This is a genomic window from Streptomyces sp. NPDC057682, assembly GCF_042799575.1.
GTDB lineage: Bacteria > Actinomycetota > Actinomycetes > Streptomycetales > Streptomycetaceae > Streptomyces.
The window spans coordinates 40,508-55,660 of sequence record NZ_JBHVIN010000004.1 but is presented as its reverse complement, the minus strand read 5'-3'; the positions used below and the strand labels follow the sequence as shown (position 1 = coordinate 55,660).

Annotated in this window: 13 protein-coding genes; 9 read left to right on the top strand and 4 right to left on the bottom strand. The window is 71.6% G+C overall.

Features of this window, described 5'->3' with window-relative positions:
* Positions 1-254: 254 nt before the first annotated feature.
* Positions 255-2,612 carry an ABC transporter family substrate-binding protein gene (locus tag ACFVDM_RS07785; protein ID WP_383634562.1) on the bottom strand — a complete coding sequence of 786 codons (2,358 nt, stop codon included), beginning with the start codon at positions 2,610-2,612 and terminating at the stop codon, positions 255-257.
* Positions 2,613-2,942: 330 nt separating this feature from the next.
* Between ACFVDM_RS07785 and ACFVDM_RS07780 the strand changes: the two genes are divergently transcribed.
* From ACFVDM_RS07780 to ACFVDM_RS07765, 4 genes are read left to right on the top strand one after another with little or no spacing between them, the layout of a single operon-like run.
* Positions 2,943-3,170 (top strand): hypothetical protein, encoded by a 228-nt coding sequence (locus ACFVDM_RS07780; RefSeq protein WP_383634560.1) that lies wholly within the window; start codon positions 2,943-2,945, stop codon positions 3,168-3,170.
* A 30-nt stretch (positions 3,171-3,200) separates the two neighbouring features.
* Positions 3,201-4,043, top strand: coding sequence for a hypothetical protein (locus tag ACFVDM_RS07775; RefSeq protein WP_383634558.1), 843 nt, complete (start codon positions 3,201-3,203; stop codon positions 4,041-4,043).
* Positions 4,044-5,954, top strand: a complete 1,911-nt coding sequence (locus ACFVDM_RS07770; RefSeq protein WP_383634556.1) for a fumarate reductase/succinate dehydrogenase flavoprotein subunit — start codon at positions 4,044-4,046, stop codon at positions 5,952-5,954. It abuts the gene before it with no gap.
* Positions 5,951-6,727 carry a succinate dehydrogenase/fumarate reductase iron-sulfur subunit gene (locus ACFVDM_RS07765; protein ID WP_383634554.1) on the top strand — a complete coding sequence of 259 codons (777 nt, stop codon included), beginning with the start codon at positions 5,951-5,953 and terminating at the stop codon, positions 6,725-6,727. Before ACFVDM_RS07770 ends, ACFVDM_RS07765 begins: the two co-directional genes overlap by 4 nt.
* 57 nt (positions 6,728-6,784) lie before the next feature.
* Here ACFVDM_RS07765 and ACFVDM_RS07760 read toward each other — a convergent pair whose 3' ends face one another.
* Together ACFVDM_RS07760 and ACFVDM_RS07755 are read right to left on the bottom strand one after the other, a co-directional pair.
* Complete coding sequence (locus ACFVDM_RS07760) at positions 6,785-7,339, bottom strand: isochorismatase family protein (RefSeq protein WP_383634552.1); 555 nt, start codon at positions 7,337-7,339, stop codon at positions 6,785-6,787.
* A 91-nt stretch (positions 7,340-7,430) separates the two neighbouring features.
* On the bottom strand, positions 7,431-7,886 hold the full coding sequence (locus ACFVDM_RS07755; protein ID WP_383634550.1) for a MarR family winged helix-turn-helix transcriptional regulator: 456 nt from the start codon (positions 7,884-7,886) through the stop codon (positions 7,431-7,433).
* A 194-nt stretch (positions 7,887-8,080) separates the two neighbouring features.
* On the opposite strand from ACFVDM_RS07755, the gene ACFVDM_RS07750 reads away from it, so the two are divergent.
* Positions 8,081-9,136, top strand: coding sequence for a LacI family DNA-binding transcriptional regulator (locus tag ACFVDM_RS07750; protein WP_383634549.1), 1,056 nt, complete (start codon positions 8,081-8,083; stop codon positions 9,134-9,136).
* Positions 9,137-9,311: 175 nt separating this feature from the next.
* Here the strand turns inward: ACFVDM_RS07750 and ACFVDM_RS07745 are convergent, their stop codons facing one another.
* Positions 9,312-10,292: an acetylxylan esterase gene (locus tag ACFVDM_RS07745; protein WP_383634547.1), complete on the bottom strand. Its 981-nt coding sequence runs from the start codon at positions 10,290-10,292 to the stop codon at positions 9,312-9,314.
* Positions 10,293-10,592: 300 nt separating this feature from the next.
* Between ACFVDM_RS07745 and ACFVDM_RS07740 the strand changes: the two genes are divergently transcribed.
* The 4 genes from ACFVDM_RS07740 (at position 10,593) to ACFVDM_RS07725 (ending at position 15,061) form a co-directional block, all read left to right on the top strand.
* Positions 10,593-11,843 (top strand): sugar ABC transporter substrate-binding protein, encoded by a 1,251-nt coding sequence (locus tag ACFVDM_RS07740; protein ID WP_383634545.1) that lies wholly within the window; start codon positions 10,593-10,595, stop codon positions 11,841-11,843.
* A gap of 5 nt (positions 11,844-11,848) precedes the next feature.
* Positions 11,849-12,832, top strand: coding sequence for a carbohydrate ABC transporter permease (locus ACFVDM_RS07735; RefSeq protein ID WP_383634543.1), 984 nt, complete (start codon positions 11,849-11,851; stop codon positions 12,830-12,832).
* The gene (locus tag ACFVDM_RS07730; RefSeq protein WP_383634541.1) at positions 12,829-13,740 is read left to right on the top strand and encodes a carbohydrate ABC transporter permease; all 912 of its coding nucleotides are present in this window, start codon (positions 12,829-12,831) and stop codon (positions 13,738-13,740) included. Before ACFVDM_RS07735 ends, ACFVDM_RS07730 begins: the two co-directional genes overlap by 4 nt.
* Positions 13,741-13,858: 118 nt before the next feature.
* A complete protein-coding gene (locus ACFVDM_RS07725) occupies positions 13,859-15,061 on the top strand; it encodes a glycoside hydrolase family 1 protein (RefSeq protein ID WP_383634539.1) in 1,203 nt (400 codons plus the stop codon).
* Positions 15,062-15,153 lie beyond the last annotated feature (92 nt).

Here is a 15,153-nt window from a genome sequence, read left to right as displayed (position 1 = left end):
CGCCTGATCCGCGCGGCCCGGAACGGTGTCCGGCCCGGCGACTCCGGAGGTGGGGCTCCGAAGTCACGGCTCCGTCGTGGGGGGTGGGGGACGGAGCGGGGCTCCGCGGCGCGGTCCTCGGGGTTGGGGCCCCGGGTCCTGGCAGGCGGCGGAGTGGTCACCCGGGTCGACGGGTGGGCACAGCCTTGCCCGCCGGCAGGCCGGCGGGCAAGGGACTTGAGCTGCTTCTGAGCTTTCGATCAAGCGTTGACCTGCTAATTCATCGGATGTGCGGGGGCTCCGGCCGACTGCGGGGCCTTGAATCCGATGTCCTGGTAGTGCGGGGTCCCGAGGCCGAAGGCGCCGGCGTTGACCAGTGTCCGGCCGGTCGCGACCAGCTGCGGGCGCTGATAGAGGGGGATGGAGCCCGCGGCGGCCCAGATCCGGGCGTCGGCCTGCTTCATCAGCCGTTGGGCGGCGTCCTCGTCGAGGGTCGAGACGGCCTCGTCGAAGAGCTGGTCGATGTGGTCGGTGCCCACCCGGGTGTAGTTCTGCTCGACGAGCAGGGATCCGTCACTGGCGGGCACCGGCTTCGCGAAGACGGGGCGGTCGTCGGTGGCCGGGTAGGCGGTGCCCGGCCAGGAGTACAGCGCCAGGTCGTAGTCGCCGGAGGCGACGTGGTCCTTGAAGTAGCTGTCGTCGGAGACCTTGGTGATCACGGTACGGATGCCGATGGTGTCGAGCATCGAGGCGATCCGGTCCCCGACGGTGCGCAGGGTCTCCGAGCCGGGTCCGGACGGCAGGACGAAGCGGAGGGTCAGCGGTTTGCCGTTCTTGCCGAGCGGTCCGCGCGCCGCGTCGGCGGCCGGGGACGGGGCCGCGGTCCCGACGGGGGCGTAGGCACCGGCAGCGCCGCCGGGCTGCCGGTCCTGGGCGGTGATCCGGAGGGGGGCGTCCTCGGACGTGCCGGTCCCGCCGAGCCGGCCGGCCTGGCGGAGCAGGGCCTCGCCCTGGAGGGCGGCGGCGGGGGCGGGCGCGATCACGTGCCGGGCGGGGTCGCGGGGCTCGCCGGGCTTGCCGTCGTCGCCGACGATGTAGAGGCCGTCGTCCTTCGACGGTTCGCGCCCCGCCGTGTCGCGGTTCCTGCCGTCGTCCTCCTTGCCCTTCTCCTGCTCCGTGCCCTTGTCCTTGTCCTGCTCCTTCTCCTTGTCCTTCTCCTTCTGGTGGTCGCTCTCGCTGCCGGCCTTCGTGCCGTCGGTCTTCGCCGCGCCCTCGCGGGTCCAGCCGGCGGCGGCCAGCAGCGCCTGGGCCTTCTCGGTGTCCTGGCCGCCGAGCGCGCCGCTGCCGTCCGTGTACGCGGGCTGCCCGGCGAGGGCCAGATGACTGCCGAGCGGCTGGGCGGGCAGGCCGAGCGGCCCCAGCACCAGATCGACGAGCTGCCGGCGGTCCAGGGCGCGGGCGACGGCGCGCCGGACCCGGTCGTCGGCGAGCGGTCCGGACTCGCCGTTCAGCGCGAGCTGGGTGTAGGCGGGCTCCAGGGACTTGCGGACCACATAGGCCCGCAGGTCCTTCTGCTCGGCGGCGTACGCCTCGGCGGCCTCGGCCTTCTCGGCCCGGTCCGCCCGCGCCTCCTCGGCCGCGTCCTCGTCGGAGCCGTGCGCGAGCGCCCAGGACCGCAGGGCGGCGGCCGGGGTCAGTTCGGCGCCGGGGCCCGCGGCGGGGGGCGCGCCCGCGGTGGTGCCCCGGGCGGCCTCGGTGATGCGACGGGCGACGGCCGGGTCGACGTCGGCGATGTCGACGGCGCCCTCGGTCAGCGCCTCGGCCCGGTCCTTCGGCGCGACCGCCGTGAAGACCAACTCGTCCAGCTTGGCCCGGGAGCCCCACCAGCGCGGGTTGCAAACCAGGGTGACGGAGCCCGCCTTCTTGTCGACCGTGCGCAGCCGGAAGGGGCCGGCGGTGGCCTTGAGGGTGGTCCGCGCCCCGTCGTTGAAGGCGTCCGGGGAGCCGGTGACCTGCTTCGGGTAGAGCGGGGAGAACAGGGAGCGCCAGTCCGCGTAGGGCTTGGCGAAGGTGACCTTGACCTCCAGGTCGTCGGCGCCGCGCTCGATCTTCTCGATGCGGTCGTACCCGGCGTTGCGGGCGGTCCAGAACGCGGAGTCCTTGCCGCTCAGCGCGCGCCACTGGGCGACGAAGTCGGGGGCGCCGATCTCCCGGCCGTCGCTCCAGACGGCCTGCTGGTTGAGCCGGTAGAGCACGACCTGCCGGGGCTCGGTGGAGACCACCTTCGCGGATTCCAGGTAGTCCGGGTTGAGCTGCGGGCGGCCTCGGGCGTCGAGCGGGAAGAGGGTGGGCAGCACGGCGCCGGTGATCCGGGTGGTGGCGGCGTCGGCGTCGGCCTGGAAGGCGTTGAGGGTGGCGGGCAGCGCGTCGACCGCCCAGGTGACCGTGCCCCCGTCGGCGACACGGGCGCGGGCGGCGGGCGCGATGTCCTGGGGGACGACGGTGGCGGCCGCGGTGTCGTCGTGGTCCGCGCTGCAGCCGGCCAGGACGGGGAGGGTGAGCACCCCCGTGGTGAGCAGGGCGAGCGAGCGCCGCTTTCGGGATGTCCCGCGCGGGACGCCGACGTGGGACATGACTGACTACCTCCGGGGACGGCCCGGCCCCTCTGCCTGCGCAGATGTGCCGGATGACGCGTATGGGTGGATTTGCAGTTGATCACACCGATTCCGTCCGTCCACTGAAGGCGCCCGCGCGCGGGAGTGCACGGGGACACGGCGCGAACCGCGCGAAGCTCACCCGGGCGGCGGAGTGCGGGCGGCGGCCGGAAAGCGACGCGCCACGGAGCCGTATCCCCTCCTCGCGCAAGCCCGTGCGGCCCGCTCTCTTCCCAACCGGGATGTGACGCGCGACACTCGCAGGCGCATGAACATGACCACCCGCGCCGGCGGAAGTGAGAGCAAGTCATGTCACTGCACGATGAGTTGACGGATGTTCAGCACTGTCTCGACGATCTGGTCCGCACCGTCGCACGGCTGGAGCGGAGCATCGCCCGGCTGCGCGAGACGGACCGGGCCACGGACCCGCTCGCCCGCGACGACGTCATCACGATCGCCGAGGCGCCCTACGACTCCAGCCTCTGGACGGACGCGGACGACGAAGGCCTGGGGGTCCCCGGCCGGCACGCACCGTAAGGCGCATCAACCGAATCCAGGAGAGTTCCTTTGGCCACCGGTACAGAACCAGGAACCGAACCGGGAACGGGCACGGGCCGCGCCACCGGGGTGCGTCACCCCGGGCGGGCCGCCATCGCCGCCCGGCATCTGCGCACCGACCGCTGGTGGCTCCAGCCCGCCGCCACCGCGGGCGGGCTGCTCGCCTTCATCGTCTACTCGACCTGGCGGGCCTTCTCGGACGCGCACTACTACACCGCGCCCTATGTCTCGCCGTTCTACTCGCCCTGTCTGGCCGACAGCTGCGTGCCCATGCGCGACGGCCCCAACTGGGCGCTCTTCGGCAGCTGGTGGGTCCTGTCCCCCGCCCTGCTGATCCTGGTCTTCCCGCTCGGCTTCCGGCTGACCTGCTACTACTACCGCAAGGCCTACTACCGGGGCTTCTGGGCCTCGCCCCCGGCCTGCGCGGTCGCCGAGCCGCACGCCTCGTACAGCGGCGAGACCCGCTTCCCGCTGATCCTCCAGAACATCCACCGGTACTTCTTCTACGCCGCGCTGCCGGTCGCCGGGATCCTCACCTACGACACCGTGCTCACCTTCCGCGACCCGGACTACAGCTGGGGCCACATGGGCCTCGGTTCGGTGTTCTTCCTGGTCAACACGGTGCTGATCTGGGCGTACACCCTGTCCTGCCACTCCTGCCGGCACATCGTCGGCGGCCGGCTGCGGCACTTCTCGAAGCATCCCGTGCGCTACCGGCTCTGGGGCTGGGCCGGGCGGCTCAACGGCCGGCACGCGCCGCTCGCCTGGGCGTCCCTGGTCAGCGTGGCACTCGCCGACTTCTACGTGTATCTCGTCTCCTCCGGCGCCTTCGACGATCCGAGGTTTTTCTGAATGACTGAGCTCGAACGACAGCAGTGGGACGTCGTCGTGGTCGGTGCCGGGGGCGCCGGACTGCGTGCCGCGATCGAGGCGCGCGAGCGCGGCGCCCGTACCGCCGTCATCTGCAAATCGCTCTTCGGCAAGGCGCACACGGTCATGGCGGAGGGCGGGATCGCCGCCTCCATGGGCAATGTGAACTCCGGCGACAACTGGCAGGTGCACTTCCGCGACACCCTGCGCGGCGGCAAGTTCCTCAACCAGTGGCGGATGGCCGAGCTGCACGCCAAGGAGGCCCCCGACCGGGTCTGGGAGCTGGAGACCTGGGGGGCGCTCTTCGACCGCACCCCCGAGGGGAAGATCTCGCAGCGCAACTTCGGCGGCCACGAGTACCCCCGGCTCGCCCACGTCGGTGACCGCACCGGCCTGGAGCTGATCCGCACCCTCCAGCAGCGGATCGTCGCCCTCCAGCAGGAGGACGAGCGCGAGTTCGGCGACTACGAGGCCCGGCTCAAGATCTTCCAGGAGTGCACGGTCACCCGCGTCCTCAAGGACGGCGAGCGGGTGGCGGGCACCTTCTGCTACGAGCGCGAGAGCGGCCGTTTCTTCGTGCTGGAGGCCCCGGCCGTCGTCCTGGCCACCGGCGGCATCGGCAAGTCCTTCAAGGTGACGTCGAACTCCTGGGAGTACACCGGCGACGGCCACGCCCTGGCCCTGCTCGCGGGCGCGCCCCTGATGAACATGGAGTTCGTGCAGTTCCACCCCACCGGCATGGTCTGGCCGCCCTCGGTCAAGGGCATCCTCGTCACCGAGTCGGTGCGCGGCGACGGCGGGGTGCTGCGCAACTCCGAGGGCGAGCGGTTCATGTTCGACTACGTCCCGGACGTCTTCAAGGAGAAGTACGCGCAGTCCGAGGAGGAGGGCGACCGCTGGTACGAGGACCCGGACCACAACCGCCGCCCGCCCGAGCTGCTGCCGCGCGACGAGGTCGCCCGCGCCATCAACGCCGAGGTGAAGGCGGGCCGGGGCTCCCCGCACGGCGGGGTCTTCCTCGATGTGTCGACCCGGATGCCGGCCGAGCGGATCAGGCGCCGGCTGCCGTCGATGTACCACCAGTTCAAGGAGCTGGCGGACGTCGACATCACCGCCGAGGCGATGGAGGTCGGTCCGACCTGCCACTACGTGATGGGCGGCGTCGCCGTCGACTCGGACAGCGCCGCCGCGCTCGGGGTGCCCGGACTGTACGCGGCCGGCGAGGTCGCGGGCGGAATGCACGGCTCCAACCGGCTCGGCGGCAACTCCCTCTCCGACCTGCTGGTCTTCGGCCGGCGGGCCGGTCTGCACGCCGCTGCGTACGCCGCGGGCACCGGTGACCGGCCGCCCGTGGACGCGGCGCAGGTCGACGCGGCCGCCGCGGAGGCGCTGCGCCCCTTCGGGGCGGAGGAGCGCGCGGACGGCGGCCCCGTCGAGAACCCGTACACCCTGCACCAGGAGCTCCAGCAGACGATGAACGACCTGGTCGGCATCATCCGGCGGGCCCCGGAGATGGCCGAGGCCCTGGAGAAACTGGCCGGGCTGCGCGAACGGGCCGCGCGCGCCGGTGTCGAGGGCCACCGGCAGTTCAACCCCGGCTGGCACCTCGCGCTGGACCTGCGGAACATGCTGCTGGTCAGCGAGTGCGTGGCGCGGGCCGCGCTGGAGCGCACCGAGAGCCGGGGCGGCCACACCCGGGAGGACTGCCCGGACATGGAGCGCTCCTGGCGCGCGGTCACCCTGCTCTGCCGGCCGCCGGCGGATCCGGAGGCCGCGGGCGCCCGGATCGCGCTGGAGCGCGTGGCGGCCGAGCCCGTCCGTCCGGACCTGCTCTCCCTCTTCGAGAAGGAGGAGCTGGTCAAGTACCTCGCCGATGAGGAGCTTCCCGAATGAGCGGCTACCAGGCACGGTTCAGGGTGTGGCGCGGGGACGCCGGGGGCGGCGCGCTGGAGGACTTCGACGTCGAGGTCAACGACGGCGAGGTGGTCCTCGACCTCATCCACCGCATCCAGTCCACCCAGGCCGGCGACCTGGCGGTGCGGTGGAACTGCAAGGCGGGCAAGTGCGGTTCGTGCAGCGCCGAGATCAACGGCCGGCCCCGGCTGATGTGCATGACCCGGATGTCGGTCTTCGACCGCGACGAGACGATCACGGTCACCCCGCTGCGGGCCTTCCCCGTGGTGCGCGATCTGGTGACGGACGTGTCGTTCAACTACGCCAAGGCGCGGGAGGTGCCCGCCTTCGTGCCGCCGGAGGGCGTGGCACCCGGTGAGTACCGGATGCGGCAGGTCGATGTGGACCGCTCGCAGGAGTTCCGCAAGTGCATCGAGTGCTTCCTGTGCCAGGACACCTGTCACGTGGTGCGGGACCACGAGGAGAACAAGACCGCGTTCGCCGGTCCGCGCTTCCTGATGCGGGTGGCCGAGCTGGACATGCATCCGCTGGACGCGGCGGCCGAGGCCGGTCTCGACCGGAAGGCCACCGCCCAGGACGAGCACGGGCTCGGGCTCTGCAACATCACGAAGTGCTGTACGGAGGTCTGCCCCGAGCACATCAGGATCACCGACAACGCGCTGATCCCGCTCAAGGAACGGGCCGTGGACCGGAAGTACGACCCGCTGGTCTGGCTGGGCAACAGGATCCGGCGCCGCGACGCCTCGTCGTGACTCCCTACGGCCGTGCGGCGGCTCTCCCCGAGGGGTGGGACGCCGCACGGTCCGGGCTCAGCCGAGCAGTTTGACGATCGCGTCCGTGGTGTCGGACTCGCCCAGGCGCGGGAAGATCCGGGCGAGGCTGTTGTCGTGGGCCTCGGCGCTCATGTCGGTCATGGCGTCGGTGGCGAGGGTGACGTGGTAGCCGTGCTCGTGCGCCGCACGGGCGGTGGACTCCACGCCGATGCTGGTGGCGATGCCCGCCAGGACGACCTGGGTGATGCCCCGGCGGCGCAGCAGGAGGTCGAGGTCGGTGCCGTAGAAGGCGCCCCACTGCTGCTTGGTGACGACGAGGTCGCCCTCGCGCGGGCCCAGCTCGGGGACGATCTCGGCCCAGTCGGCGGCCGGGGCCCCGCCGGAGCGGGCGGGCCCCTCCGTGCGGCCGGGGGCACCCCCGGTGACCCGGACCAGGACGACCGGGAGGCCCTTGGCCCGGAAGGCGTCCGCGAGCGTCGCGGCACGGGCGACGACCTCTGCGGCGGGGTGGGCGGTGGGCAGTCCCACGATGCCCTTCTGGAGGTCGACGACGATCAGCGCGGTGGCCGGATCGAGCGTGGTGGCGGTCATACGGGGGCTCCTTGCGGGGTGGCGCCTGAGGGGCGGTACGGGGGTGGTGCGGGGCGGTACGGGGGTGGCGGTGCGGTGCGCGGCCGGCCGGTCAGGAACCGATCAGCCGCTCGACGAGAGCCACGGCCTCGGCGACCGTGCGGCGCTCCGCCCCGTCGAGTTCGGCGGCGACCGCGTCGGCCAGCCAGTCGCGCTTGGCGGCCCGGACCCGGGCCAGGGCCGCGCGGCCGGTGTCCGTGAGCGAGATGACGGACTTGCGGCCGTCGGCCGGATCGGGCGAGCGCGCGACGAGTCCCTCCTCCTCCAGCGCGCCCAGGGTCAGCCGCATGGACTGCGGGCGGACGAACTCGGCGCGGGCCAGACCGGCCGTGGTGGTCGGCCCCATGTCGTGGAGCCGGGCCAGCGCGGAGCGCTGCGTCGGTGTGAGCAGGCCCTCGGACGAGGTCGAGCGCAGCCGGCGCAGCAGCCGGCCGACCACGGAGGCGAGCTGGTCCGCCACCTCCTCGGGGGTCGGGTCGGCGGGGGCGGTACCGGAGGGTCGGGCCATGCCGTCACCGTACGAGATACGCAGGAAATCTTGCAAGGTTGCCTGTCGACTTCAGCGGGGCGATTCGGCGCGATACGGGTCACCCTTGCCCTTGACATGTCCCGCGATCTAGGGTGAATGCGCTTTCAAAACGTGTGCGCGGTCCTCCGTCGCGGCACGTCCCGGTACGGAAGAAGAAGCGGACGGTCGGTCGAGTGAGCGCCCCTACGGTGTACGACGTCGCGGAGCGGTCGGGCGTCTCCATTGCCACGGTGTCCCGGGTCTACCGGACCCCCGATTCGGTGCGCGCGCAGACCCGTGAGCGGGTGCTGGAAGCCGCCCGGGAGCTCGGTTACGTGCCGAGCGGCAACGCCCGGGGGCTGGCGAGCCGGACGACCGGGGTGCTCGGGCTCTGCTTCCCGGACTACGCGGACCCGGACGCCGAGGCCGACGCGGAGGCCGACAGCGACGCCGACGACGCGGTGATGCTCTACTCCGACCAGATCATCCGGGGCATGGAGCGGGCCGCCCGGCGCCACGGGTACGCGCTGCTGATCGCCGCGTCCCTGGAGGGCGGCCCGGAGTCGCTGGTCGCGAAGGTCGCCGGACGGGTCGACGGTTTCGCCGTCCTCGCCCAGACCGTGCCGACCGAGGACCTGGAGGTGATCTCGCGCCGGCTGCCGGTGGTGATGCTCGCCGGCCCCCGTGAGATAGACCACCTCGACCACATCGTCGTCGCCAACGAGGAGGGCGAGCGCGAGCTGGCCCGCCATCTCATCGAGGACCACGGGCTGCGCCGGCTCGCCTTCGTGGCGGGCGAGACCGACTCGCCGGACTCGGAGGCCCGCTTCCGGGGCTTCCGCGAGGCCTGCCGGGACGCCGGACTGCCGGTGCCGGACGCCCCGGCGCTGCGCACGCCGATGATGAAGCAGGCCGAGGGCGCCGCGGCCGCCGAGGCGCTGCTGGACCGGGGCGGGGAGCCGCCCGAGGCAATGCTCTTCGCCAACGACCAGATGGCCGTGGGCGCGCTGCGCGCGCTCGCCCGGCGCGGGGTGCGGGTGCCGCAGGACATGGCGGTGACCGGCTTCGACGGGATCCCGCTCAGCCGGATCGTCCAGCCGCCGCTGACCACGGTCCGCCAGCCGATCCGGCAGCTGGGCGAGCAGGCCGTCGAGCTGCTGGTCGAGCGGCTCAACAACACCGGCCGCGAGCCCGTCTCCCTCACCCTCCCGGTCTCCCCGGTCCGCCGCGCGAGCTGCGGCTGCGGCTGAGGGGCGATGGCCCGCGCGGGTCCGGTGAGCCGCGCGGGTCAGGTGAGCCCCGCGCGCCGAACCGGGAATCGCCGGAGCGGCCGGTCCGGGAGCCGTATCCCCGGCCCCCGGACCGGAAACGCCCCGGGAGGCCGCCGCGCACCCGCGCCGCGGCCTCCCGTCGTCCGTGCGGCAGCTACCCCAGGTGCTTGCCGAAGAACTCCCGCCGGGCCGCCACCAGCGCGGCCACCTCGGCCGCCAGGCCCTCGTGCTCGAAGTGGCCGGCCTCCAGGACCCGCAGTTCCGCGGGGCCCGCGAGGGCGTTGTGCACGGCGAACTGGCCGGGCGGCGGCACGTACGGGTCGAACAGCGCGGCGGCCACCAGCGTCGGCAGCTCCACGAATCCGGCGGCGGTGGCGGCGTCGAAGTAGCGGAGCACCTCCACGACCTCGGGGTGGTCCGCGTGGTACCCGCGCACGGCCTCGCCGCTGCCCGCGCAGGGGAGCGTGAGCCGCAGCGGGTGGTTGCCGAAGGTGGGCACGGTCAGCTGGGCCGCGGCGAACCGGGGGTCCCAGGGCAGGGCCAGTGCGCCGAGGCCGCCGCCGAAGCTCTCGCCGAGGTAGCCCAGCCGCCCCGGGCCCGCGAGTTCGGGCACCAGTTCCTGGAGCGCGGAGGCCGCGCACCAGAGGTCGGCCACGCAGTCGCCGATGACGTAGGTGTCGCGCGAGGCGATGCCGTGCAGCACGTGGGCCGAGGAGACCTCGGGGATGCCTTCGACGGTGCCCCGGGTCACCATGCCCCGGACGCACGGCAGGATCGCGGCCGAGCCGGGCAGCGGCAGCGGCACCTCGGGGCCGGGGTCCTGCCGGCCGCCGTACCCGTGGCCGATGACGAAGCCGTGGCGCACCGGCCCGGCCTCCAGGGGCAGCGCCACCCAGCCGCCGAGCCGGACGCCGCCGACCGAGGTGTACGTCACGGAGTGGATCCGGACCCCGTCGCGCTCCTCCTCCACCGGGCCGAGCTCCGGCGCCGTGTCCACCGCGAGGGCGGCCTCGTAGCGGGCCCGCCAGAACGCCGCGAAGTCCTCGGGGGCGGGCGGGGCGGGCACGGCCCTCAGGTCGTCGAGCGTGTGCCCGTAGGCCGGGTCGAAGGGGAAGTCATGCACGAACGAAGTCATGATCACGACACTATCCCGCCCCCTTCCAGGACGTTCGCGGGCATCCTCCTGACGTTCCGGGGCATCCGCCGGTCATCCGCGGGCGCCCGTCGAACCCCGGGCCAACCATGCGTAATCGGTCACATCACCCCCTTTCACCCCCACACCCCCCGTACCGTTTCAAGCTGACCCATTACGTGACCGGCACGTTGCACGAGTGTGACCCAGCACCCTCTTGCGGATTTCCGAATCTCTGCCGCAGAGTGATGTATGCGCTTACAGGCAGCGCATACATCCGGATTGCTCAAGGAGGAGCCCTCCATGTCCCGCACCGCCAGAAACGCCTCCACCGGAGTCGGCATCGCCGTCGTTCTCGCCCTCGGTCTCACCGCCTGCGGCGGCTCGGGGGGCGACGACGTCGCCGCGGACAGCAAGCAGACGCTGACCGTCTGGGCCATGGGGGCCGAGGGCGAGAAGCTCACGGATGTGGCCAAGGAGTACGAGAAGGCCCACCCGAACATCACCGTCAAGGTGACCCCGGTCGGCTGGGACGTCGCCCACCAGAAGCTCGTCTCCGCGGCCGCCGCCGGCACCATGCCGGACGTGGCCCAGATGGGCGGGAGCTACATGGGCGAGTTCGCCGAGCTGGGCGTGCTGGAGCCGGTCGACACCAAGACCTTCCGGAAGAAGGACTTCTTCCCGGCCGGCTGGCAGCAGGGCGAGGTCGACGGCCAGGCGTACGGCGTGCCGTGGTACGTCGACACCCGCGTCCTCTACTACCGCACCGACCTGGCCGAGAAGGCCGGGATCACCAAGGCTCCGACCGACTGGAAGGAGATGCAGGACCTCGCCACCGCGTACCAGAAGAAGGCCGGTACCAAGTGGGGCCTGTCCATCCAGCCCAGCGGCCTGGACACGGTGCAGAACTTCTACTCCTTCCTGTACTCGGCCGGCGGCGAGATCGTCGACGACAAGGGCGACGTCGTCATCGACAGCCCGGCCGCCGTCAAGGCGCTCAAGGAGTACGGCTCGTACTTCGACAAGGGCCTGTCCAACAAGTCCGTGCAGCCCGGCTACGACGTCGTGAAGGACTTCGGCAACGGCCGCGTCCCGATGTTCTTCGGCGGCCCCTGGCACGTCACCCTGCTCAACGAGGGCCAGCCGCAGATCAAGGGCAAGTGGGCGGTGGCCAACGTGCCCGCCGACCGGTCCTCCGTCTCGATGGCGGGCGGCTCCTCCCTGGTGGTCTCCAAGGACAGTGAGCACAAGGCCGCGGCCACCGAGTTCATCAAGTACCTGACGGACACCAAGGGCCAGGCCGACTGGTACGAGCGCACCAAGGACCTGCCGGCGAACACCTCCGCCTGGACCTCCGGCGCCCTCGCCGACGACGCCGACCTCCAGGTCTTCAAGAAGCAGATGGACACCGCCAAGTCCTCGCCGTCGCTGTCCAACTGGACCGAGATCACCGACAAGGTCGACCAGGCCATCGCCAAGGTGACCCAGGGCAAGGCCTCCGCCGAGGACGCGCTGAAGACCGCGCAGTCCCAGATCGAAGGCCTCGTGAAGTAGGAGCCATGAGCACCATGACCGGAAGGGCCGCGCAGCCGGCCGAGGTGCAGGCCGGGCCGGGGACCGCGTCCCCGGCCGCCGGGCCCGGAAAGACGCGGAAGAAGGGCTCGCTGGGCCGGCAGAACCTGGCCGGGTGGCTGTTCTCCACCCCGTTCCTCGTTCTGTTCCTCGTCTTCATGGCCGTCCCGATCATCGCCACGCTGGTGATGAGCTTCACGGACTTCGGCCTGCGCAACGTCACCCACCCGATGGACGCGAACTTCATCGGCTTCGACAACTACACGAAGCTGTTCGGCGACGAGAAGTTCGTGAAGTCGCTGTGGAACACCGCGTACTTCGTGGTCGTCGGCGTCCCGCTCACGATCTTCCTCGGACTGGTCGTGGCGGTGCTGCTGAACAACGGCATCGACCGGGCCCGGACCTTCTTCCGGGTCGGGTTCTACGCCCCGGTCGTCACGACGATCGTCGCGGTCGCCGTCGTCTGGCGGTTCGTGCTCGATCCGAGCGACGGCCTGATCGCCGGCCTCTTCTCCGAGGTGGGCCTCACCGCCCCCGACTTCCTCGGCAACGAGAAGCTCGCCATGCCCTCCATGATCGCGATGGCGGTCTGGCGGAACCTCGGCACGGTCATGGTCCTCTTCATCGCCGGCCTCCAGGCCATCCCCACCGAGGTGCGGGAGGCCGCGCGGCTGGACGGGGCGAACCTCTGGCAGGAGTTCCGGTCCATCACCGTGCCCCTGCTGCGGCCCACCCTGCTCTACGCCACGGTGATCACCACCATCGGCTACCTCAACGTCTTCGAGGAGCCCTTCGTGATGACGCAGGGCGGTCCCTCGGACTCGACGCTCACCGTCTCGCTGAACATGTACCGCGAGGGCTTCAACTTCTTCCACATGGGCTATGCCAGCGCCATGGCGTACGTCCTCTTCGTGGTGATCATGGGCATCACGGTGCTCCAGCTCCGACTGCTGAAGGACAACACGAAATGAGCGCCACCCGAGCACCGGGCGCCGTCCCGACGGCGCCGTCGCAGAAGTCCTGGAACGCCCCGGACCCCGCCGCCCGCAAGCGGCCCCGTTCGGTGCGGCGGGTCCTCGTCTACGTCCTGCTCTCCGTCGGTCTGCTGATCATGTCGGCGCCGTTCCTGTGGATGGCCCTGTCCGCGTTCAAGACGCAGAGCGAGCTGACCGCCAGCCCGCCGGTCTGGATCCCGACCGAGTGGACCCTGGACAACTTCCGGGAGCTGCTCGACAAGCTCGATCTGCCGCTGTACTTCATGAACTCGGTGATCGTGGCGGTGCTGGTCACCGTCTCGAACCTGGTGTTCTGCTCGATGCTCGGGTACGCCCTGGCCAAGCTGAACTTCGCCGGCCGCAACAAGATCTTCGGTCTGGTGCTGGGCGCCCTGATGGTGCCGGGCAACCTGATGCTGCTGCCGCTGTTCGTGCTGATGAGCAAGATGGGCCTGATCGACTCGTACGCCGGTCTGGTGCTGCCGTTCGCGGCGGGCGCCTTCGGGGTCTTCCTGATGCGCCAGTTCATGCAGTCGATCCCGGACGAGCTGCTGGAGGCGGCCCGGATGGACGGCGCCGGCGAGTGGTACATCTTCTGGCGCATCGTGATGCCGCTGGTCAAGCCCGCCCTGGCGACGCTGTCGATCTTCACGTTCCTGGGCTCCTGGAACAACTTCGTCTGGCCGCTCATCGCGACCAACGACCCCGACAAGTACACCCTGCCGGTCGCGCTGGCCACGTTCGCCACCGACCCCAACAAGGCGGGCGGATCCAACGGCGTGCTGATGGCCGGGTCCTTCCTGATCGTGCTGCCCGTCCTGGTCGTGTTCATCGCGCTCCAGCGCCACTTCACCCAGGGCATCGCCACCGCGGGCATGAAGTAGCCCGCCCCGGGCGGCCCGGACCCCCTTCCCGGGCCGCCCCACCGACTTCCACGAGGCCGCGCCGCCCCACCACCCCGCGCCGGCCGCACCCCTCACGCACCCAGAAAGACAGTTTGCGATGACGCACACCCAGGTCCCGTTCCCCGAAGGATTCCTGTGGGGCGCCTCCACGGCCGCCCACCAGATCGAGGGCAACAACACCAACAGCGACTGGTGGGTCAAGGAGCACACCGCGGGCACCCACATCCAGGAGCCCAGCCTGGACGCCTGCGACAGCTACCACCGCTGGCACGAGGACATGGACGTGCTCGCCGGACTCGGCTTCACCGACTACCGGTTCTCCATCGAGTGGGCCCGCATCGAGCCGGCCGAGGGGAAGTTCTCCCGGGCCGAGCTGGCCCACTACCGCCGGATGGTCGAGGGGGCCCTCGCGCGCGGCCTGCGCCCCATGATCACCCTGCACCACTTCACCGTCCCGCAGTGGTTCGAGGCCCGCGGCGGCTTCACCTCCGAGGGCGCCACCGAACTCTTCGCCCGGTACGTCGCCGCCTGCGCACCCGTCATCGGCACGGACGTCACCCATGTCTGCACGATCAACGAGCCGAACATGATCGCCGTCATGGCGGGGCTCGCCAAGCGCGGCGAGATCGGCTTCCCGCCCGCCGGACTGCCGACCCCCGACGACGAGACCACCGCCGCCGTGATCGCCGCCCACCACGCGGCCGTCAAGGAGGTCAAGGCGATCAACCCCGACATCCAGGTCGGCTGGACCATCGCCAACCAGGTCTACCAGGCGCTCCCGGGCGCCGAGGAGATCACCGCCGCCTACCGCCACCCCCGCGAGGACGTCTTCATCGAGGCCGCCCGCGGCGACGACTGGATCGGCGTGCAGTCCTACACCCGTACGCGGATCGGCACCGACGGGCCGATCCCCACCCCGGACGACGTCGAGCGCACCCTGACGCAGTGGGAGTACTACCCCGAGGCCGTCGGGCACGCGCTGCGCCACACCGCCGAGATCGCCGGCCCCGGCATGCCGCTGATCGTCACCGAGAACGGCATCGCCACCGACGTCGACAGCCGCCGCGTCGACTACTACACCGGCGCGCTGAACGAGGTCGCCGCCGCGCTGGAGGACGGCCTCAACGTCCAGGGCTATCTGGCCTGGAGCGCGCTCGACAACTACGAGTGGGGCTCCTACGCGCCCACCTTCGGCCTCATCGGCTGGGACCCGGAGACCTTCGAGCGGCTGCCGAAGCCCTCCGCCGTCTGGCTGGGCGAGATGGGCCGCACCCGCGCCCTGCCGCGCACCGCCGGCTGACCGCCGGCCCCGAGACCGGGAGCACCTGACCGCTCCCACCCCGTACGGGGGCCGGCGGAACCTGACCTCCGCCGGCCCCCGTACCGCTTCGC